This window comes from Streptomyces cyaneus (assembly GCF_004028635.1).
Taxonomy (GTDB): Bacteria; Actinomycetota; Actinomycetes; order Streptomycetales; family Streptomycetaceae; genus Streptomyces; species Streptomyces cyaneus.
The window spans coordinates 64,878-89,571 of the sequence record NZ_RQJW01000010.1; the positions used below are offsets into that span (position 1 = coordinate 64,878).

20 protein-coding genes are annotated in these 24,694 nt (G+C 71.3%); 12 read left to right on the top strand and 8 right to left on the bottom strand.

Going from position 1 to position 24,694, the window contains the following annotated elements:
* Nucleotides 1-33 precede the first annotated feature (33 nt).
* The gene (gene lysX / locus EHO50_RS32540; RefSeq protein ID WP_128434834.1) at nucleotides 34-3,312 is read left to right on the top strand and encodes a bifunctional lysylphosphatidylglycerol synthetase/lysine--tRNA ligase LysX; all 3,279 of its coding nucleotides are present in this window, start codon (nucleotides 34-36) and stop codon (nucleotides 3,310-3,312) included.
* A gap of 121 nt (nucleotides 3,313-3,433) precedes the next feature.
* Nucleotides 3,434-4,282 (top strand): polysaccharide deacetylase family protein, encoded by an 849-nt coding sequence (locus EHO50_RS32545; protein ID WP_128434835.1) that lies wholly within the window; start codon nucleotides 3,434-3,436, stop codon nucleotides 4,280-4,282.
* A gap of 29 nt (nucleotides 4,283-4,311) precedes the next feature.
* Here EHO50_RS32545 and EHO50_RS32550 read toward each other — a convergent pair whose 3' ends face one another.
* Entirely contained in the window at nucleotides 4,312-4,977 is a 666-nt protein-coding gene (locus EHO50_RS32550) for a class F sortase (RefSeq protein WP_128434836.1), read from the bottom strand.
* Nucleotides 4,978-5,307: 330 nt separating this feature from the next.
* On the opposite strand from EHO50_RS32550, the gene EHO50_RS32555 reads away from it, so the two are divergent.
* Nucleotides 5,308-5,799 (top strand): hypothetical protein, encoded by a 492-nt coding sequence (locus EHO50_RS32555; RefSeq protein ID WP_128434837.1) that lies wholly within the window; start codon nucleotides 5,308-5,310, stop codon nucleotides 5,797-5,799.
* 103 nt (nucleotides 5,800-5,902) lie between these two features.
* Here EHO50_RS32555 and EHO50_RS32560 read toward each other — a convergent pair whose 3' ends face one another.
* The 3 genes from EHO50_RS32560 to EHO50_RS44570 all read right to left on the bottom strand — a co-directional run bounded on the left by EHO50_RS32560 (nucleotide 5,903) and on the right by EHO50_RS44570 (nucleotide 8,034).
* On the bottom strand, nucleotides 5,903-6,457 hold the full coding sequence (locus EHO50_RS32560; protein ID WP_128434838.1) for a hypothetical protein: 555 nt from the start codon (nucleotides 6,455-6,457) through the stop codon (nucleotides 5,903-5,905).
* Between the two features lie 254 nt (nucleotides 6,458-6,711).
* Nucleotides 6,712-7,476, bottom strand: a complete 765-nt coding sequence (locus tag EHO50_RS32565; protein WP_128434839.1) for a bestrophin-like domain — start codon at nucleotides 7,474-7,476, stop codon at nucleotides 6,712-6,714.
* A 15-nt stretch (nucleotides 7,477-7,491) separates the two neighbouring features.
* Nucleotides 7,492-8,034: a hypothetical protein gene (locus EHO50_RS44570; RefSeq protein ID WP_164905009.1), complete on the bottom strand. Its 543-nt coding sequence runs from the start codon at nucleotides 8,032-8,034 to the stop codon at nucleotides 7,492-7,494.
* A gap of 326 nt (nucleotides 8,035-8,360) precedes the next feature.
* Here EHO50_RS44570 and EHO50_RS32575 point away from each other — a divergent pair, with 326 nt between their 5' ends.
* From EHO50_RS32575 to EHO50_RS32585, 3 genes are all read left to right on the top strand, one after another.
* Complete coding sequence (locus EHO50_RS32575; protein ID WP_128434840.1) at nucleotides 8,361-9,344, top strand: SCO0930 family lipoprotein; 984 nt, start codon at nucleotides 8,361-8,363, stop codon at nucleotides 9,342-9,344.
* A 307-nt stretch (nucleotides 9,345-9,651) separates the two neighbouring features.
* Complete coding sequence (locus EHO50_RS32580) at nucleotides 9,652-10,464, top strand: SAM-dependent methyltransferase (protein WP_128434841.1); 813 nt, start codon at nucleotides 9,652-9,654, stop codon at nucleotides 10,462-10,464.
* The gene (locus tag EHO50_RS32585) at nucleotides 10,461-12,596 is read left to right on the top strand and encodes a putative bifunctional diguanylate cyclase/phosphodiesterase (protein WP_128434842.1); all 2,136 of its coding nucleotides are present in this window, start codon (nucleotides 10,461-10,463) and stop codon (nucleotides 12,594-12,596) included. The genes EHO50_RS32580 and EHO50_RS32585 overlap by 4 nt, the downstream gene beginning before the upstream one ends.
* A gap of 4 nt (nucleotides 12,597-12,600) precedes the next feature.
* Here the strand turns inward: EHO50_RS32585 and EHO50_RS32590 are convergent, their stop codons facing one another.
* Together EHO50_RS32590 and EHO50_RS32595 are read right to left on the bottom strand one after the other, a co-directional pair.
* Complete coding sequence (locus EHO50_RS32590) at nucleotides 12,601-13,353, bottom strand: hypothetical protein (protein ID WP_181449735.1); 753 nt, start codon at nucleotides 13,351-13,353, stop codon at nucleotides 12,601-12,603.
* Nucleotides 13,354-13,366: 13 nt separating this feature from the next.
* The gene (locus tag EHO50_RS32595; RefSeq protein ID WP_128434843.1) at nucleotides 13,367-14,251 is read right to left on the bottom strand and encodes a LysR family transcriptional regulator; all 885 of its coding nucleotides are present in this window, start codon (nucleotides 14,249-14,251) and stop codon (nucleotides 13,367-13,369) included.
* 119 nt (nucleotides 14,252-14,370) lie between these two features.
* Here EHO50_RS32595 and EHO50_RS32600 point away from each other — a divergent pair, with 119 nt between their 5' ends.
* The 5 genes from EHO50_RS32600 to EHO50_RS32620 all read left to right on the top strand — a co-directional run bounded on the left by EHO50_RS32600 (nucleotide 14,371) and on the right by EHO50_RS32620 (nucleotide 19,833).
* Nucleotides 14,371-15,042 carry a succinate dehydrogenase gene (locus tag EHO50_RS32600; RefSeq protein ID WP_128435059.1) on the top strand — a complete coding sequence of 224 codons (672 nt, stop codon included), beginning with the start codon at nucleotides 14,371-14,373 and terminating at the stop codon, nucleotides 15,040-15,042.
* A gap of 1 nt (nucleotide 15,043) precedes the next feature.
* The gene (locus EHO50_RS32605; protein ID WP_128434844.1) at nucleotides 15,044-16,993 is read left to right on the top strand and encodes a fumarate reductase/succinate dehydrogenase flavoprotein subunit; all 1,950 of its coding nucleotides are present in this window, start codon (nucleotides 15,044-15,046) and stop codon (nucleotides 16,991-16,993) included.
* Entirely contained in the window at nucleotides 16,990-17,736 is a 747-nt protein-coding gene (locus tag EHO50_RS32610) for a succinate dehydrogenase/fumarate reductase iron-sulfur subunit (protein ID WP_128434845.1), read from the top strand. Before EHO50_RS32605 ends, EHO50_RS32610 begins: the two co-directional genes overlap by 4 nt.
* A 301-nt stretch (nucleotides 17,737-18,037) precedes the next feature.
* The gene (locus tag EHO50_RS32615) at nucleotides 18,038-18,808 is read left to right on the top strand and encodes a GNAT family N-acetyltransferase (RefSeq protein WP_128434846.1); all 771 of its coding nucleotides are present in this window, start codon (nucleotides 18,038-18,040) and stop codon (nucleotides 18,806-18,808) included.
* A gap of 14 nt (nucleotides 18,809-18,822) precedes the next feature.
* On the top strand, nucleotides 18,823-19,833 hold the full coding sequence (locus EHO50_RS32620) for a lysophospholipid acyltransferase family protein (RefSeq protein ID WP_128434847.1): 1,011 nt from the start codon (nucleotides 18,823-18,825) through the stop codon (nucleotides 19,831-19,833).
* Here EHO50_RS32620 and EHO50_RS32625 read toward each other — a convergent pair.
* Nucleotides 19,823-22,159, bottom strand: coding sequence for an ATP-binding cassette domain-containing protein (locus EHO50_RS32625; protein WP_128434848.1), 2,337 nt, complete (start codon nucleotides 22,157-22,159; stop codon nucleotides 19,823-19,825). The genes EHO50_RS32620 and EHO50_RS32625 overlap by 11 nt on opposite strands.
* 167 nt (nucleotides 22,160-22,326) lie before the next feature.
* On the opposite strand from EHO50_RS32625, the gene EHO50_RS32630 reads away from it, so the two are divergent.
* The gene (locus tag EHO50_RS32630; RefSeq protein ID WP_128434849.1) at nucleotides 22,327-23,643 is read left to right on the top strand and encodes a phytase; all 1,317 of its coding nucleotides are present in this window, start codon (nucleotides 22,327-22,329) and stop codon (nucleotides 23,641-23,643) included.
* Nucleotides 23,644-23,664: 21 nt separating this feature from the next.
* On the opposite strand, the gene EHO50_RS32635 is transcribed toward EHO50_RS32630, so the two are convergent.
* Nucleotides 23,665-24,663: an LLM class flavin-dependent oxidoreductase gene (locus EHO50_RS32635; RefSeq protein ID WP_128434850.1), complete on the bottom strand. Its 999-nt coding sequence runs from the start codon at nucleotides 24,661-24,663 to the stop codon at nucleotides 23,665-23,667.
* Between the last annotated feature and the right edge of the window lie 31 nt (nucleotides 24,664-24,694).

Sequence of the window (24,694 nt, forward strand, 5' to 3'; positions counted from 1 at the left end):
GCGAGGACGCCGGGGGCTTCCTACAGTCGGAACATGAGTGCCACCGTGGAGGCCGTCCCGGACAAGGACACCACGGGCCGGATACGGTCGCCCGGGAACGGCCTCCTGAGCAGGGTGCCGGAGGGTTTCGCGACCTTCTTCGGCGCCCTCGGACTGCTGTGCGTCGTGCTGGCCCTCATACCGCCGCTGCGCATCGCGCTCCGCCCGGTCGTGGACGCCCTCGACCAGATCATCGTCCCCGTCAGCTCCAACCTCGCGTACGCGGTCTTCCTCTTCCTGCTCGCCGCCGCGACGGCCGCCCGCAAGAAGATCGCCTGGTGGCTGGTCGTCGTCTATCTGGGCCTGCTCGTCCTGTCCGACATCCTCGGCACGGTCCTCGGCGACTACGCCGACTCCGTCCCGTCCTTGATCGTGTGCGGCCTCGCCCTGGCCCTGCTGATCCTCGCCCGGGCAGAGTTCTACGCCGCCTCCCGCCGCGCCGCCGTGCGACGGGCCCTCGGCGTCCTGGTCGCCGGGCTCGTCATCGGGATCCTGGTCGGCTGGGGGCTCGTCGAGCTGTTCCCCGGCACGCTGCCGCGCGGCCAGCGGCTCGCGTGGGCCGCCGACCGGGTCTGCGGCGGCCTCGTCTCCGGCGCCTCCTACGACGGACGGCCGCCCCGCCCCCTGTACTTCCTGCTCGGCCTCTTCGGCGCCCTCGCCCTCCTCAACGCCGCCGCGACGCTGTTCCGCTCGCAGCGCATGGAGGCCGCCCTGCACGACGACGAGGAGGCCCGCATCCGCGCCCTGCTCAAGGCGTACGGCGACCAGGACTCCCTCGGCTACTTCGCCACCCGGCGCGACAAGGCCGTCGTCTTCTCACCCAGCGGCAAGGCCGCCGTCACCTACCGCGTCGAGGCCGGCGTGTGCCTCGCCGGCGGAGACCCGGTCGGCGACCGGGAAGCATGGCCGCACGCCATCGCCGCCTGGCTGGACGCGGCCCGCCGGTACGCCTGGGTGCCCGCCGCGATGGGCGCCTCCGAGGACGGGGCCCGGGCCTACGCGCGCGCCGGGCTCGGCGCCCTCCAACTCGGCGACGAGGCGATCCTGAACGTGCCGGACTTCGACCTCGACGGCCGCGACATGCGGGTGACCCGGCAGGCCGTCCACCGCGTGCGCCGCACCGGCGCCCACTGCCGCATCCGCCGCCACTCCGCCCTCACCGAGACGGAGATGGAGGAGGTGATCGACAAGGCCGACCACTGGCGCGACACCGAGACCGAACGCGGCTTCTCCATGGCCCTCGACCGCCTCGGCGACCCGGCCGACGGCGACTGCCTCCTCGTAGAAGCACTGGGCGAGGACGGCGAGTTGCTCGCCCTGCTCTCCTTCGTGCCCTGGGGCAAGGAGGGCATCTCCCTGGACCTGATGCGCCGTGACCGCCGCGCCCCCAACGGCGTCATGGAGTTCATGGTCGCCGAACTGTGCGCCATGGCGCCGAAGACGGGCATCCGCAGGATCTCCCTGAACTTCGCCGTGTTCCGCTCCGTCTTCGAGGAGGGCGCCCGCATCGGCGCCGGACCCGTACTGCGGCTGTGGCGACGCCTGCTGCTGTTCTTCTCCAAGTGGTGGCAACTGGAGGCCCTCTACCGCTCCAACGCCAAGTACCGACCGCAGTGGTTCCCCCGCTTCATCTGCTACGGCGAGGCCGCCTCCCTCGCCCGCATCGGCATGGCGTCCGGCATCGCCGAGGGATTCGTCTCCGTACCGTCGCTGCACAAACTCCGCAGAAAAGGGCACCCGCGTAACGGACCGCGTCCGGCGACCACCGAAGGACTGCCCTCGCTGGCGGCGCTCGGCCTCGACGGAGGGGACGAGGCCGGGGCGGCCGGGCCGGATGCGGGCCTGCCGGAGCAGGTCCGCATCCGGCACCACACCCTCGACCGGTTGCGCGCCGACGGCATCGACCCCTACCCGGTGGGTATTCCGGTGCGCACCCACGCCCTCGCCGACGTCCGAGCGGGCGAGCAGGTCACCGTGGCCGGCCGGATCATGCTCGTACGCGACTTCGGCGGCCTCGTCTTCGCCGTCCTGCGCGACTGGTCCGGCGACCACCAACTCGCCCTCACCCGCAAGGACACCGGCGCCGCCCTCGACCGATTCACCACCGACACCGACATCGGCGACCTCATCACCGCCACCGGCCTGGCCGGCGTCAGCGACAAGGGCGAGCCGACCGTCTTCGTCATCTCATGGCAGCTCATCGGCAAGTGCCTGCGGCCGCTCCCCGACAAGCGCCGAGGCCTCGCCGACCCCGAGGCCAAGGTGCGCCTGCGCTATCTCGACCTGGTCTCCAGCCCCGCCGCCCGCGACGTGGTCCGAGCCCGCTCCACCGCCGTACAGGCCCTGCGCCAGGGCCTGCTGCAGCGCGGCTACCTCGAGGTCGAGACGCCGGTGCTCCAGCAGATCCACGGCGGCGCCAACGCCCGCCCCTTCATCACCCACATCAACGCCTACGACCTCGACCTCTATCTGCGCATCGCCCCCGAGCTGTACCTGAAACGGCTGTGCGTGGGCGGCCTGGAGAAGGTCTTCGAGATGGGCCGCACCTTCCGCAACGAGGGCGTCGACCACGAGCACAACCCCGAGTTCACCATGCTGGAGGCCTACCAGGCGTACGCCGACTACGACGTGATGCTCGACCTCGTCCGCGAGCTGATCCAGGGCGCCGCGACCGCCGCCTTCGGCTCACCGATCGCCCGCAGGGACGGCGAGGAGTACGACATCTCCGGGCAGTGGCCGGTCAGGACCGTGTACGGCGCGATCTCCGAGGCACTCGGGGAGGAGATCAACCCCGACACCGAGCTGCTGAGGCTGCACCGGACTTGCGACCGCGCGGGCGTGCCGTACACGGCCGACGACGGCCACGGCGACATCGTCCTGGAGATGTACGAACGGCTCGTCGAGGAGAAGACCCACCTGCCCACCTTCTACAAGGACTTCCCGACCGACGTCTCCCCGCTCACCCGCCAGCACCGCAAGGATCCGAGGCTCGCCGAGCGCTGGGACCTCGTCGCCTTCGGCACCGAACTCGGCACCGCCTACTCCGAACTCACCGACCCCGTCGAACAGCGCCGCCGCCTCACCGCCCAGTCCCTGCTCGCCGCCGGCGGGGACCCCGAGGCGATGGAACTCGACGAGGAGTTCCTCGACGCCCTCGAGTACGCCATGCCGCCCACCGGCGGCCTCGGCATCGGCGTCGACCGACTGGTCATGTTCCTCACCGGCCTGACGATCCGTGAGACCCTGCCGTTCCCCCTGGTGCGCCGCCGCTGACCAGGCGTCATAGGCCGGGCCTGCGGTCTGCGCAACCGGAGCTGGTCCGGCCGGGCGTTTTCCTGCCGCCGTCCCGGTGCCGACGTGGTGCGTCGCTCCCTCGCCGGGCGACTGATCATTCATGACGAAGGATCAGTCGCTCACCCGTCTGCTCACGCGACGCCGCGCGCTGCTCGCCGGCGCCGCCGCCGTCGGAGCCGCCGGCACCGCCGGACTGTTCGCGACGGTCGCGGGCGAGGAGCCGATCCGGCCCGCCGCCCCGGCCGCGGGCCCGCAGGCGCGCCGCGCGCTCAAGCCCTCCGCCTACCGCCTCGAGCCCCTGACGGGTTACGGTCCGCCCCGCGCGGCGCCCCGACGCGCGCTCGTACGGCGAGCGCCGTTCCTGCGTGTGTCCGGACGGGGCCGCACCATGGTGCTGACCTTCGACGACGGACCCGACCCCCGCTACACCCCGCACATCCTGGACATCCTGCACGAGTACGACGTCCGCGCGATGTTCTTCGTGTGCGGCGAGATGGTCGCCGACAACAAGGAACTCGTGGCCCGGATGGCCGACGAGGGCCATGTCGTCGGCAACCACACCTGGTCCCACCCACTCCTCACCCGCCTCAGCCGCGGCCGGATCCGCGCCGAGATGGAACGCACCTGCGACGTCGTCGAGGAGACGTACGGCGAACGCCCCGCCTGGTTCCGAGCGCCCTACGGGGCCTGGAACCGCGCCACCTTCCAACTCGGCGCCGACCTGGGCATGGAACCGCTGGCCTGGACCGTCGACACCCTCGACTGGACCACCCCCGGCACCCGCGCGATCGTCGACCGGGTGGAGAACGGCGCGGCCCCCGGTGTCGTGGTGCTCTCGCACGACGCCGGGGGCGACCGATCCCAGAGTGTCCGCGCACTGCGCGCCTATCTGCCGCAGCTGCTGGACTCCGGCTATTTCATCACCGTCCCCGAACGGAAATACCGCTGACGGCGTTCGCCCGCCCGGCCGAGGAAAGCTCAGCGGACCTCGACCAGGCTGGCGAAAGCGACGACGTTCCCGTCATATCCGTTCTGCTTGGAGAAACCGCCGCCGCAGGTGATGACCCGCAATTCGGCGGTTCCCTTCGAGGCGTAGACCCGGTCGCCGGGGAAGTTGTTCTTCTCGAACACCTCCACGCCGTAGATCTGGAACACGGCCGTCTTTCCGTCCTGCCGGGAGATCTCGACGCGATTCCCCGGGCTGAGGGCCCCGAGACTGTAGAACACGGCGGGGCCCTGACTGTTGTCGACATGACCGACGACCACCGCCGTGCCCTTCTCGCCGGGAGACACGGACCCGGTGAACCAGCCCGCCAGGTTCGGGTCCTCCGGCGGCGGCGCGCCGACCCAGCCGTCCGCGTCCAGGCCGACCAGGATCATCGGCGCGTCGACCTGGATCGAGGGGATCCGGACCCGCTCCGGCAAGGCGTACGGCAGCGGCTGCACGGCATCGGCGAAGACGCTGCCGCGCACCTGGCTGTTGTCGGGGGCGGCCGCCGACGCGGGCTGCGGAGGCCCCACGTCGAACTCTCCCGAGCCATTGCGAACGAGTGCGAGACCGGTCAGCAGAACAAGCGCTATCACGCCCCAAGGAGCGCGCTTCTTTCGCCGCTCCTCCTCTTCGGCCAGCTCGGACTCGTACATTCGCCTTCCCCTCTCGACGCGGCCGTCGCCACGTCATTCGCGCATACGAAAACGCTAAGTCCGGTGCGCGCAACCGGCGACGGGGCGGATGCGAACGGGTGGCCCGAACTCTTGCGGTGCGCCATCCGAGTTGCCACCGGCCGGAAAATTCTGACGGTGTGTGACCTGCGGCAATTCCGATTGTGGGATCACTGGTCGGCGTGTCCTCTCACCAGGACGGACCATCGCCGAAATGCGGCCTCGGTCACGGCATCTGAGGGTCTTTCTGGGAGGCGCTTTCTCGCCGATCGACCGGGGACGGTTCCCGGGGCGTCTCCCGCGGAGGATCACATGCGTAGAACTCGTGCCCTGGCGGCCGCTGCCACCGCGGTCGCCGCCCTCGGACTCGCCGCCCCGGCGGCCGTCGCGCGGGACGGCATGCCCGGCCTGAGCAACATCGTCGCCATGCCCAGCGTCATCGCCCGCGGCGGGCAGCTGACCATCACCGTCGACGGCTGCCCGCAGGGCGGCACCGCGACCTCGGACGCGTTTCGGCCCACGACGTTGACCCCGGTCCCCGGCGGCAGCACGGCGAGGGGAACGGCGACCGTCCATCACCACGCCAGGCCGGGTGCGCACAGCATCACGGTCAACTGCGGCGGCATGACACTGACCAAGCCGAACGCCTTCACCGTCATCGGCGGCGTCCAGGGCGGCCTCGGCGGCAGCAGCTCCACGGGCGCGACGCCGACCGACATGGCCATCGGAGGTGGGCTCATCGCCTTGGCCGTCGTCGGTGGCGGGGTGTTCTGGATGCGCCGACGGTCCGAGAAGCGGGTCTGAGCTGCTGCCCGTAGGAGACATGCCGCACGTTCACAGACCTTCGCCCCGGCCCTCTCCAGAGGGAACCGGGGCGAAGGCGTGCGCGGGCGGGTGACTGACCGTGTCAGGTGTCGTCCTCGCCGCTGGGGCGCCGGGAGAAGTGGTACGCCGTCCCGAGCGAGCCCGCGATGAGCGCGGCTCCCAGGCCGATGTCCTTCAGGTCCAGCCCGGCCAGACTGCCGCCCTCACCGGCGTGCACGCCATGCTGAGGGTGAGGGTGAGGGTGAGGGTGAGGGTGGGGGTGAGGTCGAAGGTGCGGGTCCGGGCGCACCGGTGCGGGTCGGCCGCCGGCGATGGTGAGGTCGACGCTCTGCCAGAAGGTGCCGCAGTAGAAGGACACCTCGTACACGGCACCGGGTCTGGCGTCCCAGTCGACCGTGGCCCTGGTCGTCGTCCGCCCCCTGGGGATGGTGACCGTGTCGAAGACCCCCGACGAGACGGCCACGCTCTGGTCGCAGCCGGTCGCGCGCAGCCTGACCTGCTCACCGGGTGCGACGCTGGTGGGCAGCACGTTGACCCAGAAACCCGAGGCGTCGCCGCGCGCCTGGGCGGCGGGGGCGGTCACGGCGAGGGCGCTGACGCCCAGCAGCGCGGCCGAAGCGATGCGTATCGCGCGCATGGTGTTTCCTCCGGGTCCCCGAGGAGCAGCCGCGGACCTGTTCCGCTTGCGCCGGAAATGCACCTCGATGATCGGAACGCTAGAAAGGTGCGCACACCTGCGCGATCGCTGTCGTACGAATGGGGCAAGGGTGTGGGCCGCTCAGGGGACGGCGTTCCCGCGATCGGGGGACGGGAGCGGCGTGGCTGCTTCGCATCGAGTGCCGACGCCGCCTCTCGCCCGCATCCCCCGGCGGTCCGTCAGGTGAGGCCCTGTCAGCCCTTGATGTGCGGGAACAGGTCGAGGAACGGCTCGGCCGACGCCGTGACCCCGCGACTGTAGGGAGCGTCGAAGTCCCAGATGAGGAAGAGCAGGAAGGCGATCAGCGCGGAGAACAGCCCGGCGAGGATCAGCTCGCGGGGTGTGCGCCGGATCTGCAGGGCGAACACCATCCCGATGGTGACGATGCCGCCGGCGATCAGCCCGAACCACACCACGCCCGGCATGGTCTCGCCGGTCGAGCTCGCGCGGGAGTTGCGCGCCTGGTCGGCGGCGGTCACCTGATCGACGAGGGGCTGGTAGGCCTGCGCCTCGAAGTCCGACCTCGGCTCGTAGTCGGTGACGTCCTCGCGGACGCGCTGCAGGAGCTCGGTGCCGCGTTCGGTGACCCGGCCGTCCTCGCTCATCGTCTTCCACTCGGTGGTGACGACGTGTCCGACATAGGCGTTGACATCGTCTCGAATACGGTCACGGATATCGGGCGGGTAGACCCGGACGCGTTCCGAGATCTCGTGCAGCGCCACGGCCTCCGCCTGCACATGGTCCTCGGCGGCGCTGCGGCCCTCCCACACGCCGGCGATGGCCAGGCCCAGGACGATGGCGTACACCACGCCGATCCACATCGTCATGTACTCGATGACGTCCGGGGTCTCGGAGGGATCCTCGTCCTCGGGGGCCGTGCGGTGCCGTAGCAGGGTGATGATGACGACCACGGCGCAGGCGGCCAGCATCGCGAGGGTGAGAACAAGCCATTCCGGCAACAGAAGCCTCCAGGGTCAGCGCGGACGCAGTGCGGCGACGGCGACGATCGCGGGCGCCGCGATGAGCAGGACGAAGGTGAGGGGTGACGGGGCGTCGTGCGCCGGCCGCCGGTGCGGCATGGCGCGGTAGGGCGGGTAGTGCACCGGGGCCATGGACGGACTCGGGGTGGGCTTGACCGACGGCGTGGGCGTCGGCGTGGGTGTCGGGGTGGGCGTGGGCGTCGGCGCGGGGGCCGGCCGCGCGCGAGGGGGCGCCGGCTGGGGAGCCGGGGGCAGCGGAGGTGGTGGGGGAGGCGGAGGCTCCGGTTTCGGGGTGGGTGTGGGCTTCGGAGATGGCGCGGGGTCCGGCGTCGGCGTCGGAGTGGGCGTAGGGGTCGGCGTAGGTGTGGGCGTGGGGGTCGGCGCCGGCATCGGGCACTGCGGGGGAGTCGGCCAGGTGAGGGTTCCGACGACCGCCACCGCGCTCGCGCCGTCCGGGCCGGTGTCGGCGTACGCGCAGACGTCGGCCACCGCCACCCCGGCCGGTGCCGCCATCAGGAGCCAGGTCAGCGTCACCACCGTCAACACCCTTGACGTCAGGGTGGATTGGGTCGGTTCGAGTCCATACACGACGAAGATCTTGAGGCCGGAGCGCGCCTTCACGGGCCGGAGTACGGGTGGATTGCCCCGAACGGGCGACGGTGGGCCCGCGAAAGGTTTGCCCGGCGGGCGCGGGCATGGCCGCCGAGGCGTACGCGTGTGCGACGCGAGACGGGTGGTGTCACAGCTTTCCGAAAGAAATTTGTGCGTCGGTTGAACACGACCATGGCTTTCGTGCGTACCCCTTGTCGTGCGGCGGCGCAGCAGGGCGCTGCAACACCCTTGTGATTATTGGGGAGTTGAAGATGAAGACCTCGTGGCGGAGCGCCTCGCTCGTGGTGAGCGCCGTGGCGGTGGCGGCGCTGACGACGGCATGCGGCTCGGAAACCGCGCCGCCGGCGAGCAGCCAGAACGTGGGTGCCACGGCCGCGGCCGGTGATTACGGAAGCGCCGGTACCGGCCTCGGGAACGGATCCGGTTACGACGCCGGTGCGGCGGGCCAGGAGAGCGCCGCCACGCAGGCCGCTTCCGCCGGTGAGCTGTCCGTTGCCACCAACCAGGAACTCGGCGAGGTGCTGACCGACAGCGCCGGTCTGACTCTCTACCGCTTCGACAAGGACACCGCGGACCCGGCCAAGTCCAACTGCGACGGCGACTGCGCGACGAAGTGGCCGCCGGTCCCCGCCGATGACGCCACGGCCGGTGCCGGTATCGACAAGGCGCTGCTGGGCTCGGTCACCCGCTCCGACGGCAGCAAGCAGCTGACGGTCGACGGCTGGCCGGTGTACCGCTATGTGAAGGACCGCAACGCCGGTGACGTCAACGGCCAGGGCGTGGGCGGCACTTGGTACGCGCTGGCCCCCAACGGCAAGAAGGCGCAGGGTGGGGGCGGTGCCGAGGCGGCCGACCTGCCCGGTCTGTCCACCCGCAAGGACCCCAAGCTCGGCGAGATCGTCATCGACAAGAACGGCCACACGGTCTACCGCTTCATGAAGGACTCGCCCTGGCCGATGAAGACGGCGTGCACCGGCGAGTGCCTGGAGAAGTGGCCGGTCATCGAGCCGGTCGACGCCGAGAACACCGAGGGCATCGATCTGAAGGGGTCAGGCCCCCGGGGGCAGGGTTACGTGGTCTTCGACCGGCCCGACGGGCTGAAGCAGCAGACCATCGACTGTGTGCCGATCTACACCTTCGCCGGTGACAAGAAGCCCGGCGACACCAACGGTCAGGGCGTCGGCGGCACTTGGTTCGCCATTCGCCCGGACGGCAAGCCGGTCGGCGCGTCGTAGAAGATCACACCTCCCCAGGTAGATCGCCCCGCGCCCGACCACCGGTCCGCCCCCTGAAGCTCCACGCCCAGGGGGCGGGCCGGTTTGCCGTCATTCACCATGATTCTTCAGCCTCTTTCGCCATGGTTCGCAGCTCTGTGGAATGCTTCGGATGCTTTTGGCAGAAGGCTGCGCGGGGCATCAATTCGGCACGTGCCGCTGGCAGTGACCGGGAACGGATGGTCAATTTCCGTTTCCGCTCGCTCCTTTGGCGGGCGATCAGTAGCCTCAGCTCGAACACCGGATCGCCTACGCCTTGGAGAGATAGATGGAGCGTCCCGCCTGGGCCCCACGGAGCATCGACATCTCGGTGCCCAGTGTCTCGCGAATCTACGACTACTACCTGGGCGGTTCGCACAACTTCGAGGTCGACCGGGAAGCGGCCCGCAAGGCCATGGACTTCATGCCGGGCCTCCCCAAGATCATGCAGGCCAACCGGGCCTTCATGCGCCGCGCGGTGCGCTTCGCGGTCGACGAGGGCATCACCCAGTTCCTGGACATCGGCTCCGGCATCCCGACGTTCGGCAACGTCCATGAGGTGGCCCAGGCGGCCGACCCCGCCGCACGCGTGGTGTACGTCGACCACGACCCGGTCGCCGTCGCGCACAGCCAGGCGGTCCTGGAGGGCAACGACGGCGCGGACATCGTCGCCGCGGACCTGCGCAAGCCGCAGGAGATCCTGGGCAGTTCCGAGGTCGAGAGCCTCATCGACCTGAACCGGCCAGTGGCGCTGCTGCTCGTTGCCATACTGCATTTCGTGGAGGACGAGGACGACCCGTACGAGGCGGTGGCCCAGCTGCGCGACGCGCTCGCGCCCGGCAGCCTGCTGGTTCTCACGCATGCCTCGTACGAGGGAATTCCGCTGTCCGAGGAGCGGGCCAAGGGCACGGTCGACGTGTACAAGGACATTCGCAACCCGCTGATCATGCGCTCGCGCGAGGCCATCGCGCGGTTCTTCGAGGGGTACGACATGGTGGAACCGGGACTGGTGCCGATGCCGCTCTGGCGGCCGGACACAGCACCGGAGGACGAGGATCCGTATGCCTTCTCCGGGTTCGCCGGCGTGGGGCGTACGGCGTGAGCGCGGGGCCGGACGGGCCGGAGGACAGAGTGCGCCGGTTCGCGACGATCTGGAGCCGGGCGGTCTTCCCGGTGACCTCGACGTCGTCGACCCGGCCGGAGTTCGAGGAGCAACTGCTGCCGCTGGCCCGGCGGTTGAGCGAGGCGCTCCGGGCCAGGACCTTCGACGCGAACGCGGGCAAGGCGGTCGGTGCCGCGCTGGTCACCGCGCACTGCACCGATCCCGAGGCGCTCAGCCGCTCACTGGACTGCGTGGACGCCTACCTGGTGCTCTACTGCGGCACCGAGGGCGACCAAGAGGACCAGCGGGCCCGCTCGTCGCGGCTCCAGCACGCCATGGCCGCCGGGTTCGCCCAGGCGCTGCGCGAGCGGACGCTGGCCGAGCAGGAGGCGATCTCCGCGGCCGCCCTCAAGGCGCAGGGCGTGGTCGCACAGGCGCTGCACGCCACCGAGGCCCGCTTCCGCGCGGTGTTCGAGGGCGCGGCCATAGGAATCGGCATCGCCGACCTCCAGGGCAACATCCTCCAGGTCAACGGCGCCCTGCTGCGCATGTTCGGCGTCTCCGAACAGGCGTTGCGCAGCCGCAACGTCATGGAGTGGACCCACCCCGAGGACGCGCCGCAGACCTGGAAGCTCTACGACGAACTCGTCCGCGGCGAGCGCGAGCACTACCACGTCGAAAAGGCCTTCTACCGGCCTGACGGAACGGTCCTGTGGACCAACCTCACGGTCTCCCTGCTGCGCGACGCCGACGGTGAACCCCAGTACCAGCTGGCCCTGATGGAGGACACCACCGAGCGGCGGCTGCTCAACCTGCGGCTGCGCTACGAGGCCACGCACGACGCGCTGACCGGACTGCCCAACCGCACCTTCTTCTTCGAGCGCCTGGAGAAGGCACTGGGCGCCGGGGAAGGCCAGCGGTTCGGCCTGTGCTACCTCGACCTGGACGGCTTCAAGACCGTCAACGACAGCCTCGGTCACGCGGCCGGCGACCGGCTGCTCGTCGAGGTCGCCGACCGCCTGCAGTCCTGTGCCACCGCGCCGGGCGAGATGGTCGCGCGGCTCGGCGGCGACGAGTTCGTGGCGCTGACCACCGGCGCCGACACCGAGCGCGAGGTCGACGAACTGGCCGCCCGGATCATGAACGCGCTGGTCACCCCGATCAGCGTCGACGGCCGGGAGCTGAGCGTGCGCGGCAGCATCGGCATCGTCGAGGGGCCGGCCGGGGAGCGCAGCCCGGCGGAGGTGCTGCGCAGTGCCGACATCACCATGTACCGGGCCAAGTCGGCGGGCGGCAACCGCTTCGAGCTGGCCGACCCGGAGGCCGACGCCCGCGCCATCACCCGGCACGGGCTGACCACGGCGCTGCCGACGGCCCTGGACCGGGGCGAGTTCTTCATCGAGTACCAGCCGCTGGTCCACCTCGGTGACGGCAGCGTGCGCGGCGCCGAGGCTCTGGTGCGCTGGCTGCACCCGCAGCACGGTGTCCTCGGCCCGGACCGGTTCATCCCGCTCGCCGAGCACACGGGCCTGATCGTTCCGCTCGGCCGCTGGGTCCTGGAGCAGTCGGTGCGTCAGGCGCGCGAGTGGCGAGAACGCCATGACGACGCGGGCCCGCTCCGCATCAACGTCAACCTCTCGCCGTGTCAGCTCACCCACCCCGGACTGGTCCAGGACACCGTCGACATCCTGGAGCGCGCGGGCGTGGCACCGGATGCCCTCTGCCTGGAAGTCACCGAGTCGGCCCTCATCGGCGCCGACGACGACCTGCTCAAGCCCCTGCGCCGACTGGCCGAGATGGGCGTCGACATCGCCCTGGACGATTTCGGCACCGGCTATTCCAACCTCGCCAACCTGCGTCGGCTGCCGGTGAGCGTCCTCAAGCTGGACCGCTCCTTCACCCAGAGCATGCAGCAGTTCCCGGCCGACCCCGTCGACCTGAAGATCGTCGAGGGCATCGTCTCCCTGGCCCACAGCCTGAGCCTCGCGGTGACGGTGGAGGGCGTGGAAACCGGCGCCCAGGCCGAGCAACTCCGCCTCCTGGGCTGCGACACGGCCCAGGGGTGGTACTACGCCAGGCCGGGCCCACCGGAGCGGCTGCACGAACTGGCGTTGGTGGACGCGGCGGGCTGAGGCGTCACGGCCCCTCGCCGTGGCCGGCGCTGTGCGGGGACACCCCCGTCAGCGCCTGCCACCGCGTCGCCTCCGACGCATGGGATCCGGTCGCGGTGGCCCGCGCGACCGGATCCGGCGCGTCCGGGTCGAGAGGACTGCCCTCCCGGGTCAGCAGGGTCAGCGGCCACACCGGGGTGTGCGGCTCGGCCCCGTCGAAGGGCTCCCAGGCCCACGGCCCGTCGAAGCGCCAGGCCCGCCCGGCCGCGTCGGAGACCTCGTCGCCGGGTTCGAGGAACGCGTAGGGGCGCAGCAGGAGTTCGAGGACGAAGGGGATGTCGTCCTCGGGGACGAACTCCTCCCCCTGTTCCTCCAGCTCGGGGTGATGGGCCTCACCGGCGCGCAACAGCGTCAGCGACAGATGCGGCCGGGGCAGCCGCCCGGTCTCCAGCGGCGGGTCGAAGCGGTCGACCCGGGCGACGTGGACGACGGTCGAGGGGATCCCGACCCGGCAGGTGTCCCCGGCCGTGAGGCGGTCCGTCGGCGGATCCGTACGGAAGAGCGACGTCTCACGGTCGCCGGGCTCGTTCCGCAGCGGCAGGGCCACCTGGCCGTTCCAGCGGATCCAGTCGCAGGCCGGGTCCACCTGCCACCAGGGCCACTCGAGGCAGATGTGGTCGCGGCCGATCCCGGCCACCCTGGCCGGGGCGTCCGGGCAGCTGACGCGCAGGACGTCGCCCGGCCGGAAACAGGTGTCCTGCCGTGCAGCGGGGTTCAACGGTTCCTCCGTCTCAGCGTTCGAGCAACATACGCTGCAGTTCCCGCGCCGCCCGCGGCGGGGCCACATCGCTGCGGTGGGCCAGTGCGATGGTCCGGTGCAACCCCGGTCGGGCCAGCGGGGTGACCCGTAGCCCCCGGCCCGAGCGTGCCGCCACCATGCGCGGTACGACGGCCACGCCGAGCCCTGCCCGGACGAACCCCAGCACCGCGTCCATCTCCCCGCCCTCCACCGCGAAGTCCGGCTCGAAGCCTTCGGCGCGGCAGGCGGCGACGGTCAGTTCGCGCAGGTCGTAGCCGTGCCGGAACATCACCAGGCGTTCGCCCTCCAGGTCGGCGATGCGCACGGTGCGTCGGCCGCCGCCGGGGCGAGGCGCCTCGGGTGAGGAGACGACCACCAGGTCCTCGCGCAGCAGCTCCACCGTGGTCAGCGCCGGGGACGGGGTCGGCAGGGGCAGCACGACGAGGGCGAGGTCGAGGGCGCCGCGTGCCAGCTCTCGTACGAGGTCGTGCGAGCCGCCCTCCTCGATCAGCAGCTGGATGCCGGGATAGCGGTCGTGGAAGGCGCGCAGCACGTCCGGGAGCAGGCCCGTGCACAGGCTCGGGGTCGCGCCCAGCCGGATCCGGCCCCGGCGCAGCTGCATCAGTTCCTGCACCTCGTGCCGTGCGGTGTCCGCGTCGGCCAGGATGCGCCGGGCCAGCGGGAGCAGGGCCTCTCCGGCGTCCGTCAGCGTGATGTTGCCGCGTGCCCGCAGGAACAGATCCGCGCCCAACTCCCGCTCCAGCGCCTTGATCTGCTGAGACAGCGAGGGCTGCGCGACATGCACCAGGTCGGCGGCCCGGGTGAAGTGCCGGGTCTCGGCGACCGCCACGAAGTACTGGAGCTGCTGGAACTGCATCCAGCCAGCATAGCCAGTGCCTATCGAAACGAGCCGGAGCATGTCTTGGACCGATGGGGTCGTTCGGCTCTAGCGTCCTGTCCATGGCTCTGGCAACGCGGACGGATCGACGGCCGTCCATGGCACGCACCGTGTGGGACTCCACCGTCGGCAAGAAGACCGTGATGGCGGTCAGCGGGCTGATCATGCTGCTGTACCTGGTCGCCCACATGATCGGCAACCTGAAGATCTACTTCGGCGCGGGCGAGTTCAACGAGTACGGCCACTGGCTGCGCACGGTCGGTGAGCCGTTCATGCACTACGAGTGGACGCTCTGGCTGATCCGCGTCGTGCTGGTCGTCGCCGTCGTCGCCCACGCCACCTCGGCGTACCAGCTCAGCCGCCGCGACATCAAGGCGCGCCCCAGCAAGTACGTGCACAAGAAGCCGCGGGCCTCCTACGCCACCCGCACCATGCGCTGGGGCGGCATCATCCTCGGCCTGTTCATCGTCTGGCACGTCCTGGACCTGACGACCGGCACCGTGCACTCCGGCGGCTTCCAGGAGGGGCACCCGTACCAGAACGTCGTGGACACCTTCTCCACCTGGTACGGCAACGTCATCTACATCGTCGCGATGCTCGCCCTCGGCCTGCACATCCGGCACGGCTTCTGGAGCGCCGCCCAGACCCTGGGCGCCGGCAGCCGCACCCGCGACCGCGCCCTGAAGACCTCCGCCAACGTCCTCGCGCTGCTGCTCACGGCCGGCTTCATCGCCGTACCCGTGGGCGTCATGACCGGAGTGGTGAGCTGACATGACTACCTACGTCGACTACTCGACCGGTGAGCCGGTCGCCGACACCAAAGCCCCGTCCGGCCCCGTGGGCGAGCGCTGGGACAAGCGTCGCTTCGAGGCCAAGCTGGTCAACCCCGCCAACCGGCGCAAGCACACGGTGATCGTGGTGGGGACGGGGTTGGCCGGCGGCTCCGCGGGCGCCACCCTCGCCGAACAGGGCTACCACGTCGTCCAGTTCTGCTACCAGGACTCCCCGCGCCGCGCCCACTCCATCGCTGCACAGGGCGGCATCAACGCGGCCAAGAACTACCGCAACGACGGCGATTCCATCCACCGGCTCTTCTACGACACCGTCAAGGGCGGCGACTTCCGGGCGCGGGAGTCGAACGTGCACCGGCTCGCGCAGATATCGGTGGAGATCATCGACCAGTGCGTGGCGCAGGGCGTGCCGTTCGCCCGGGAGTACGGCGGTCTGCTCGACACGCGTTCCTTCGGTGGCGTCCAGGTGTCCCGGACCTTCTACGCCCGCGGCCAGACGGGACAGCAGCTGCTGCTCGGCGCCTACCAGGCCCTCAGCAGGCAGATCGCCGCGGGGAACATCGAGATGCACCCGCGTACCGAAATGCTCGACCTGATCGTCGTCGACGGGCGGGCGCGCGGGATCGTGGCCAGGGATCTCATCACCGGGAAGATCGACACGTACTTCGCGGACGCCGTCGTACTGGCGAGTGGCGGCTACGGCAACGTCTTCTACCTGTCGACGAACGCCATGAACTCCAACGCCACCGCCATCTGGCGGGCCCACCGGCGCGGCGCCTACTTCGCCAACCCCTGCTTCACCCAGATCCATCCGACCTGCATCCCGCGCACCGGCGACCACCAGTCCAAGCTGACGCTGATGAGCGAGTCGCTGCGCAACGACGGCCGGATCTGGGTGCCCAAGGCCAAGGGCGACGACCGTCCCGCGAACAAGATCCCCGAGGACGAGCGCGACTACTACCTGGAGCGCATCTACCCGTCCTTCGGCAACCTCGTCCCGCGCGACATCGCCTCCCGCGCCGCGAAGAACGTCTGCGACGAGGGCAGGGGAGTGGGCCCCGGCGGGCAGGGTGTGTACCTGGACTTCGCGGACGCCATCAAGCGGATGGGGCGGAAGGCCGTCGAAGCCAAGTACGGCAACCTCTTCGACATGTACCAGCGGATCACCGACGAGGATCCGTACGAGGTGCCGATGCGGATCTACCCGGCCGTGCACTACACGATGGGCGGACTGTGGGTGGACTACGACCTCCAGACCACTATCCCGGGCCTGTTCGCGATCGGTGAGGCCAACTTCTCCGACCACGGCGCCAACCGCCTCGGCGCCTCCGCGCTGATGCAGGGCCTGGCCGACGGCTACTTCGTGCTGCCGGCCACCATCAATGACTACCTCGCCCGCAACCCGCACCACGAGGCCGTCACCGCCGAACACCCCGTCGTACAGGAGGTGTTGGCCGAGACGGAGGACCGGCTCAACCTGCTCCTGTCCGTCGACGGCGACCGCACGCCCGACTCCTTCCACCGCGAGGTCGGCGAGCTGATGTGGGAGTTCTGCGGCATGGCCCGCACCGACAGCGGACTGCGCAAGGCCCTGGAACGCATTCCGCAGATCCGCGAGGAGTTCTGGCGGCGCATCAAGGTCCCCGGCACCGGCGAGGAGTTCAACCAGTCGCTGGAGAAGGCCAACCGCGTCGTCGACTACCTGGAGCTCGCCGAGCTCATGTGCCTCGACGCACTGCACCGAAGCGAGTCCTGCGGCGGCCACTTCCGCGAGGAGTCGCAGACGCCGGACGGCGAAGCGGCCCGCAGGGACGACGAGTTCGCCTACGCGGCCGCCTGGGAGTTCACCGGCACCGGCGAGGCGCCGACCCTGCACAAGGAAGACCTGGTCTTCGAGTACGTCCACCCCACCCAGCGGAGCTACGCATGAAGCTCACCCTGCGCGTCTGGCGGCAGAAGAACGCCGACACCGAAGGCGCCATGTCCACGTACGAGGTGGACGGGATCTCCTCCGACATGTCCTTCCTGGAGATGCTCGACACCCTCAACGAGGAACTCATCCTCAAGGGCGAGGACCCGGTCGCCTTCGACCACGACTGCCGTGAGGGCATCTGCGGTGCGTGCTCGCTCGTGATCAACGGCGATGCGCACGGGCCGGAGCGGACGACCACGTGTCAGCTGCACATGCGGTCGTTCAAGGACGGCGACACGATCGACATCGAGCCGTGGCGGGCGTCGGCGTTCCCGGTGATCAAGGATCTGGTCGTCGACCGGTCCGCGTTCGACCGGATCATCCAGGCCGGTGGGTACATCACCGCGCCGACCGGCGCGGCTCCCGAAGCCCACGCCACGCCGGTGCCGAAGCCGGATGCCGACTTCGCCTTCGAGCACGCCGAGTGCATCGGGTGCGGGGCGTGTGTCGCCGCGTGCCCGAACGGAGCGGCGATGCTGTTCACCTCCGCCAAGATCAACCATCTCAACGTGCTGCCACAGGGGGCTCCCGAGCGGGAGACGCGCGTGCTCGACATGGTGGCGCAGATGGACGACGAGGGCTTCGGCGGCTGCACGCTCACCGGTGAGTGCGCCACCGCCTGCCCCAAGGGCATCCCGCTCATGTCCATCACCGGAATGAACAAGGAGTGGCTGCGGGCCACGCGGAAGGTGAAGCGGTAAGCCGGGCCGCACAGCAGACGTTCGCCGACAGGTGCGGACGGACGGGGCCGGGAGTGGTGCTCCCCGGCCCCGTCTCGCGTTCTCGCGCCCGCCAAGTGAACGGCACCGGAGCACCCGGCTGACCGGTCGGGCACCGGAAGGTGGACGGCCGGTACCGGCCCACGCCGTTCAACATTCGCACATCCACTCTCCTGGCACAGGTCACGCATACGCCAACCGGCATCGGAAGAACAGGGGCGGCACATCTCATCGCCCCACCGCTCTCCGCTCGCCGTCCCCGGCCCGTGACCAGGAGTAAGCCATGACCGGCGTACTGACCGTCGAACGTCCCCCGCAGCCCACGGCACCCACCCGCTACACCGTCGGCCTTGCCCGCAACGAGGAGGATGTGCGCGCCGCCCAGCGGCTGCGGCACGACGTCTTCGCCGGCGAGATGGGAGCCCTGCTGTCCACCCCGCAGCCGGGCCACGACATCGACGCCTTCGACGCGTACTGCGACCACCTGCTGGTCCGCGAGGAGGTGTCCGGGCAGGTCGTCGGCACCTACCGGCTGCTGCCGCCGGAGCGGGCCGCGGTCGCGGGCCGGCTGTACTCCGAGGGCGAGTTCGACCTCACCCGCATCGACGCCCTGCGCCCGAACCTGGTCGAGGTCGGCCGCTCCTGCGTCCACCCCGACCACCGCGACGGCGCGGTCATCAGCCTCATCTGGGCCGGCATCGCCCGCTACATGGTCGACCGCGGCCACGAGTGGCTGGCCGGCTGCTGCTCGATCCCGCTGGCCGACGGCGGCACCCTCGCGGCCGGGACCTGGGACCGGGTACAGGCCAAGCACCTGGCTCCGGAGGAGTACCGGGTACGCCCGCTGCGCCCCTGGCAGCCGACCGCCCCCGCCCCCGCCACCCGCACCGAACTCCCGGCCCTCCTGCGCGGCTACATCCGCCTCGGCGCCTGGGTCTGCGGCGAGCCCGCGCACGACCCGGAGTTCGGGGTCGCCGACATGTACGTGCTGCTGTCGATGCGCCGGGTCAACTCGCGCTACCTGCGGCACTTCCTCTCCCTCGTCCCGGCGTGACGGACGTGGCGGCCATGAGCACCCACTCCCTCGGCGCCCTGGGTCTGCCCACGGCGACCACTCTCACGGCCGGGGCGACCGCCGCACCGGCCGCGAGCGCCCACCCCGCCGAGGCGGCGACCCTCTGGCGGCCCAGCGCCCCCTGCACCCCGCACGCGTGCGTGCAGGTGACGGGACCGGCCAGAGCACGGCCCCTGGCCGTCCTGCGGATCGCGGCGGTCCTGGCCCTGCTGGTCGCCGGGTTCCTGGTCACCCCGCTCGGCGGCCGGATACCCGCGGGACTCGTCCGACGCTGGTGTCTGTGGGTCGTACGGGCCGCGGGCGTCCGCGTACGGATCGACGGCGGTGCCGCGCCCGACGGCGGCCTGCTGCTGGTCGCCAACCACGTCTCCTGGCTGGACATCCCGCTGCTCGCCGCCGTCCGCCCGGCCCGGATGGTCGCCAAGTCGGAGATCCGTCAGTGGCCGGTGGCGGGGTGGCTGACCGCCCGCAGCGGCGCCCTGTTCATCGACCGGGACCGTATCCGCGCCCTGCCCGAGACCGTGGGCCGGATCGCCGAGGCGCTGCGGGCCGGCGAAGCGGTCGCCCTGTTCCCCGAGGGCAGCACCTGGTGCGGCCGTGCCCAGGGCCACTTCCGCCGGGCCGCGTTCCAGGCAGCCCTCGACGCGGGCGTCCCCGTCCAGCCGGTCCGCCTGCGCTACCGCACGGCCCAGGGCGCGCCCAGCACGGCGGCCGCCTTCGTCGGCGAGGACTCGCTGCTCACCTCGGTGTGGCGGGTGGTGCGGGCCCGTGAGCTGGTCGCCGAGGTGGAGGTGCCGGAGCCGATAGCGCCGGGCAGCCGCCCCGACCGGCGCTCCCTGGCCCGGGCGGCCGAAGTGTCCGCGCTCCTCGGGGCACGGCAGGTCCAAGTCCCCGGCCCGCGCCGCACCGTGCCCTTCCCGGCGCCCGGCGTCGTCCACACGGCACGCGCCGCCGACACGGAGGACCAGCCGCCGGCCCCGCCCCGCGAGGCCCTCACGGCATGACGCGGGCGAGATACGGCGCCGTCGCGCTGCCTCTCGCCCGGGCCACCCGAGCGGGCGGACCCGACACCACGATCCGTCCGCCCGCGTCACCGCCGCCCGGTCCCAGGTCGATCACCCAGTCCGCGCCCGCGACGACGGACATGTCGTGCTCGACCACGACGACGGTGTGCCCGGCGTCGACCAGCCCGTGCAGCTGGCGCATGAGCACCTCGACGTCGGCCGGGTGGAGGCCGGTGGTCGGCTCGTCGAGGAGGTAGAGCGTGTGGCCGCGACGGCCGCGCTGCAGCTCGCTCGCCAGCTTGATGCGCTGCGCCTCACCGCCGGACAGCTCGGTCGCGGGCTGGCCGAGCCGCAGGTAGCCGAGGCCGACGTCGAGGAGGGTGACCAGGCTGCGGGCCACGGCCGGGGTGTCCGCGAAGAAGTCCGCGGCCGCCTCGACCGTGAGGTCCAGCACCTGCGCGATGTTCCGTCCCCGGTACGCCACTTGGAGCGTCTCGGGGTTGTAGCGCGCGCCACCGCAGTCCGGGCACGGCGCGTACGTGCTCGGCAGGAACAGCAGCTCGACGCTGACGAACCCCTCGCCCTGGCAGGTCTCGCAGCGCCCTTCGGCGACGTTGAAGGAGAAGCGGCCGACGCCGTAACCACGCGCCCGCGCCTCGTCCGTGCCCGCGAACACCTTGCGTACGACGTCGAAGAGGCCGGTGTAGGTGGCGAGATTGGAGCGCGGGGTGCGGCCGATCGGCCTCTGGTCGACCGAGACCAGGCGGCCCACGCCCGCCAGGTCCTCGGTGATCTCGCCGATGAGCGTGGACTTGCCCGAACCCGAGACACCGGTGACGGCCATGAACACCCCGAGCGGGAACTCGGCGGTCACCCCGCGCAGGTTGTGCCGGGTGACCGGGCCGACCTTCAACTGGCCGTGCGGGGCGCGCACTTGGCGTACGACGGCGGGGGAGTCGTCGAACAGGAAGCGCGCGGTAGCCGACTCCTCGACCGCCGCCAGCTCCGCCACCGGCCCGCTGTGCAGCACCTGCCCGCCGTGCTCTCCCGCACGGGGCCCCACGTCGACCAGCCAGTCGGCGCCGCGCACGACGTCGAGGTGGTGCTCGACGACGAACACCGTGTTCCCGGCCGCCTTCAGCCGCGCCAGCACCGTCAGCAGCGCCTCCGTGTCCGCCGGGTGCAGTCCCGCGGACGGCTCGTCGAGGACGTACACGACACCGAAGAGCCCGGACCGGAGCTGGGTCGCGAGGCGCAGGCGCTGCAGTTCGCCGGCCGAGAGGGTGGGGGTGGCGCGGTCGAGGCTGAGGTAGCCGAGGCCGAGCTCGACGACCGGCGCGATACGGGACTTGAGGTCCTCGGTGAGGACACGGGCCGTCTCCGACGAGGCTTCGCCGTCCAGCGTGCTCGCCAGGTCCGCGAGCGGCAGCGCGGCCAGCTCGGCGATGGTCCGCCCGGCGAAGGTCACCGCCAGCGCCTCGGGCCGCAGTCGGCTGCCGCCGCACGCCGGGCAGGGCGCGGAGGCGAGGAACCGCTCCGCCTTGGCCCTGAGCGTGGGGCTCTTGGAGTCGGAGAAGGTCTTCATGACGTACCGCTGGGCGCTCATGTAGGTGCCCTGGTACGGCCGTTGGATGCGGTCGGCGTCGCGCACCGGGTGGACGGTGACGACCGGCTGCTCGTCGGTGAACAGGATCCACTCCCGCTGCTCGGCGGGAAGCTCGCGCCACGGCCGGTCGACGTCGTGGCCGAGCGCGTCGAGGATGTCGCGCAGGTTCTTGCCCTGCCAGGCGCCCGGCCACGCGGCGATCGCGCCGTCCCGGATCGACAGCGACGGGTCGGGGACCAGCAACTCCTCGCTCGTGCGGTGCACTTGGCCGAGCCCGTGGCACTCCGGGCACGCCCCGGCCGCCGTGTTCGGCGAGAAGGCGTCCGAGTCGAGCCGCTCGGCGCCGGGCGGGTAGTCGCCCGCGCGGGAGAACAGCATCCGCAGGGAGTTGGAGAGGTTGGTGACCGTGCCCACGGACGAGCGCGACGTCGGCGCCGAGCGCCGCTGCTGGAGCGACACGGCAGGCGGAAGGCCGGTGATCTCGCCCACCTTCGGCGCGCCGACCTGGTGGATCAGCCGGCGTGCGTACGGCGCGACCGACTCGAAGTAGCGGCGCTGGGCCTCCGCGTAGATCGTGCCGAAGGCGAGGGACGACTTCCCGGACCCGGACACGCCCGTGAACACGGCCAGCACGTCCCGCGGAATGTCGACGTCCACGCCCTTGAGGTTGTGCTCACGGGCGCCGCGGACGCGGACGTACGGGTCGTGCGGGGAGTGCATGGGTACGAGCTCCGGGATGCGCGAGTCGGGGGCGTGGGCAAACGCCGCGATTCTAAGCGAACCAGACGCTCGCCCGTTCGAGCCACCTGATGTTCACGAGGCCGTCGGCTCACTCACACCGGCCGCCCATAACGTCTCGCCAGTCTCGCTTCCTACCGAGGAGTATCGTGAGCGCTTCAGCTCTGAGCACTCTCACCGCCGCGCTGCTGATGGTCTCGGGCGCCGCCGCGCCGCAGCCGGTCTCCGTCTCCGCCCGCGTGGAGACCCCCGCCGTGTACGACGACGAGGCGGGCGGCAACGCCGACGCCGACGACCCGGCCGTCTGGGTCGACCCCCACGACCCCGGACGCAGTCTCGTGATCGGCACCCTCAAGGAGGCCGGCCTCGACGTGTACGGCCTCGACGGCAGGCGCCTGCAGCACATCGCCGCGCCGGCGGCGCCCGGCGAGGACGCCGCGCCCGGCCGCTTCAACAACGTCGACGTCGTCTACGGCTTCGAACTGGGCGGCAGGAAGACCGACTTGGCCCTCGTCAGCGACCGCGGCCGGGACCGGGTCCGGGCCTACGCGATCGACCCGGCGGCCGTGGCGGTGGGCAGACCCCCGCTGAGGGACGTGACGGCCACCGACGCCGCGCCGGTCTTCTCCGCGAGCGAGGCCGAGGTCGACGACCAGCGCACCGCCTACGGCCTGGCCGCCTTCAGCGACGACGACAACGCCTACGTGGTGGTGTCGCGCCGCTCGGAGACCCGGGTACGGCTGCTCCGACTGGAGGACCGGAACGGGCGCGTCGGCTACAAGACCGAGGACACCCTCGACCTGCCCGGCGCCTTCACACTGCCGAACGGGACGAGCTGGACCCCCTGCGCCGACCCCGGCGACCACGCACAGGTCGAGGGCATGGTCGTCGACCAGGAGCAGCACGTCCTGTACGCGGCCCAGGAGGACGTCGGGCTGTGGCGGGTCGACCTCGACGACGAGGAGTTCGAGCGGCCCGAACTGATCGACCGGGTGCGGGAGTACGGCACTCCGTGGACGTACGACGCCGAGGAAGAGGAGTGCGTCCTCGACACCGCGAACGACCCCGGCTACGGCGGTGAGCACCTGAGCGCCGACGCCGAGGGCGCCGCGATCTACCACGCCGCCGACGGCAAGGGATACCTGCTCGCCTCCAGCCAGGGCGACAACACCTTCGCCGTGTACGAGCGCCAGGGCCGCAACGCCTACCTGGGCTCCTTCACCGTCACCGACAGCGCCGCCACCGACGGGGTGCAGCACTCCGACGGGTCCACCGTGGCCAACGTCCCGCTGGGCCGGTCCTTCCCCAAGGGCCTGCTCGTCACCCACGACGGCGAGGCCACGCCCGCGGACGGAGACCGTGAGGGCACCGACTTCAAGTTCACGGGATGGGAGTCGCTGGCCGGCGCCTTCCCGAAGCCGCTGACCATCGACACCAAGTCGTTCGACCCGCGCGACACGGACTGACCCGACGGCCGCCCGCCCGGATCATGCGTATGTGATCCGGGCGAGCCTGCGGTAGGAGTCCAGCAGAGCCGCACGGTCGTACGTACTGGTCGTGACCAGCACCTCCTGCGCCCCCGTCTCCTTCAGCAGCGTCTCCAGCTCGTGTGCGACCTGCTCTTCCGTGCCGGCGATGTGCCCGGCGAGGCCGCCCTCGTAGAAGCCGCGCTGCTTGTCGGTCATCGTGAGCCCCTCGACGCGCTCGGCGGGCGGGAGCGGCGGGAAGGTGCCGTGCGTGCGCGAGTAGGCCATCGACCAGGCCTCCGGCACGAGCAGTCGCCGGGCCTCCTCGGGCGTGGCGGCCACCGCGACCGTGCCGGAGATCACGACGTACGGTTCGCTCGCCCAGGGGGAGGGGCGGAAGTGGTCGCGGTAATGGTCGATGCCGCGCTGCATCTTCGCCCGGTTCCGGAAGTCACCGATGACCATCGGCAGGCCCGCGCGGGCGGCGATGTCCGCGCCCTCGCCCATGGCCAGCACGAACGGCGGCACGGTCAGGCCCTCGGCGGGCCGCGCGTGCACTCCCGTGGCCGAGGTGCCGCGGAACCAGCCGAGCAGCTCCTGGATCTGCGCCGCGAAGTCGTCGGCGTCCCCCTTGTCCCGCCCGAGCGCCCTGCGCACCCCGTCGGTGAAGCCGACGGACCGCCCCAGGCCCATGTCGATGCGGCCCGGGAAGAGGGACTCCAGCACCCCGAACTGCTCGGCCACGACCAGCGGTTGGTGGTTGGGCAGCATCACCCCGCCGGTCCCGACCCGGATCGTGCGGGTCGCGGCGGCGACGGCGGCGGCCAGCACGGTCGGCGCCGAGCCGGCGACGCCGGGTACGCCGTGGTGCTCCGAGACCCAGATGCGGTGGTAGCCGAGCGCCTCGACCTCCTGCGCCAGCCGTACGGTGTCGCGCAGCGCCTCTCCGTTCGGGTGGCCCTCGCGGGTGCGGGAGCGGTCGAGAACGGAGAAGCGGGTCGCGGCGATCACGGAGCTCATACCGGGTTCAACACCTGGGAGCCCGCAGGAT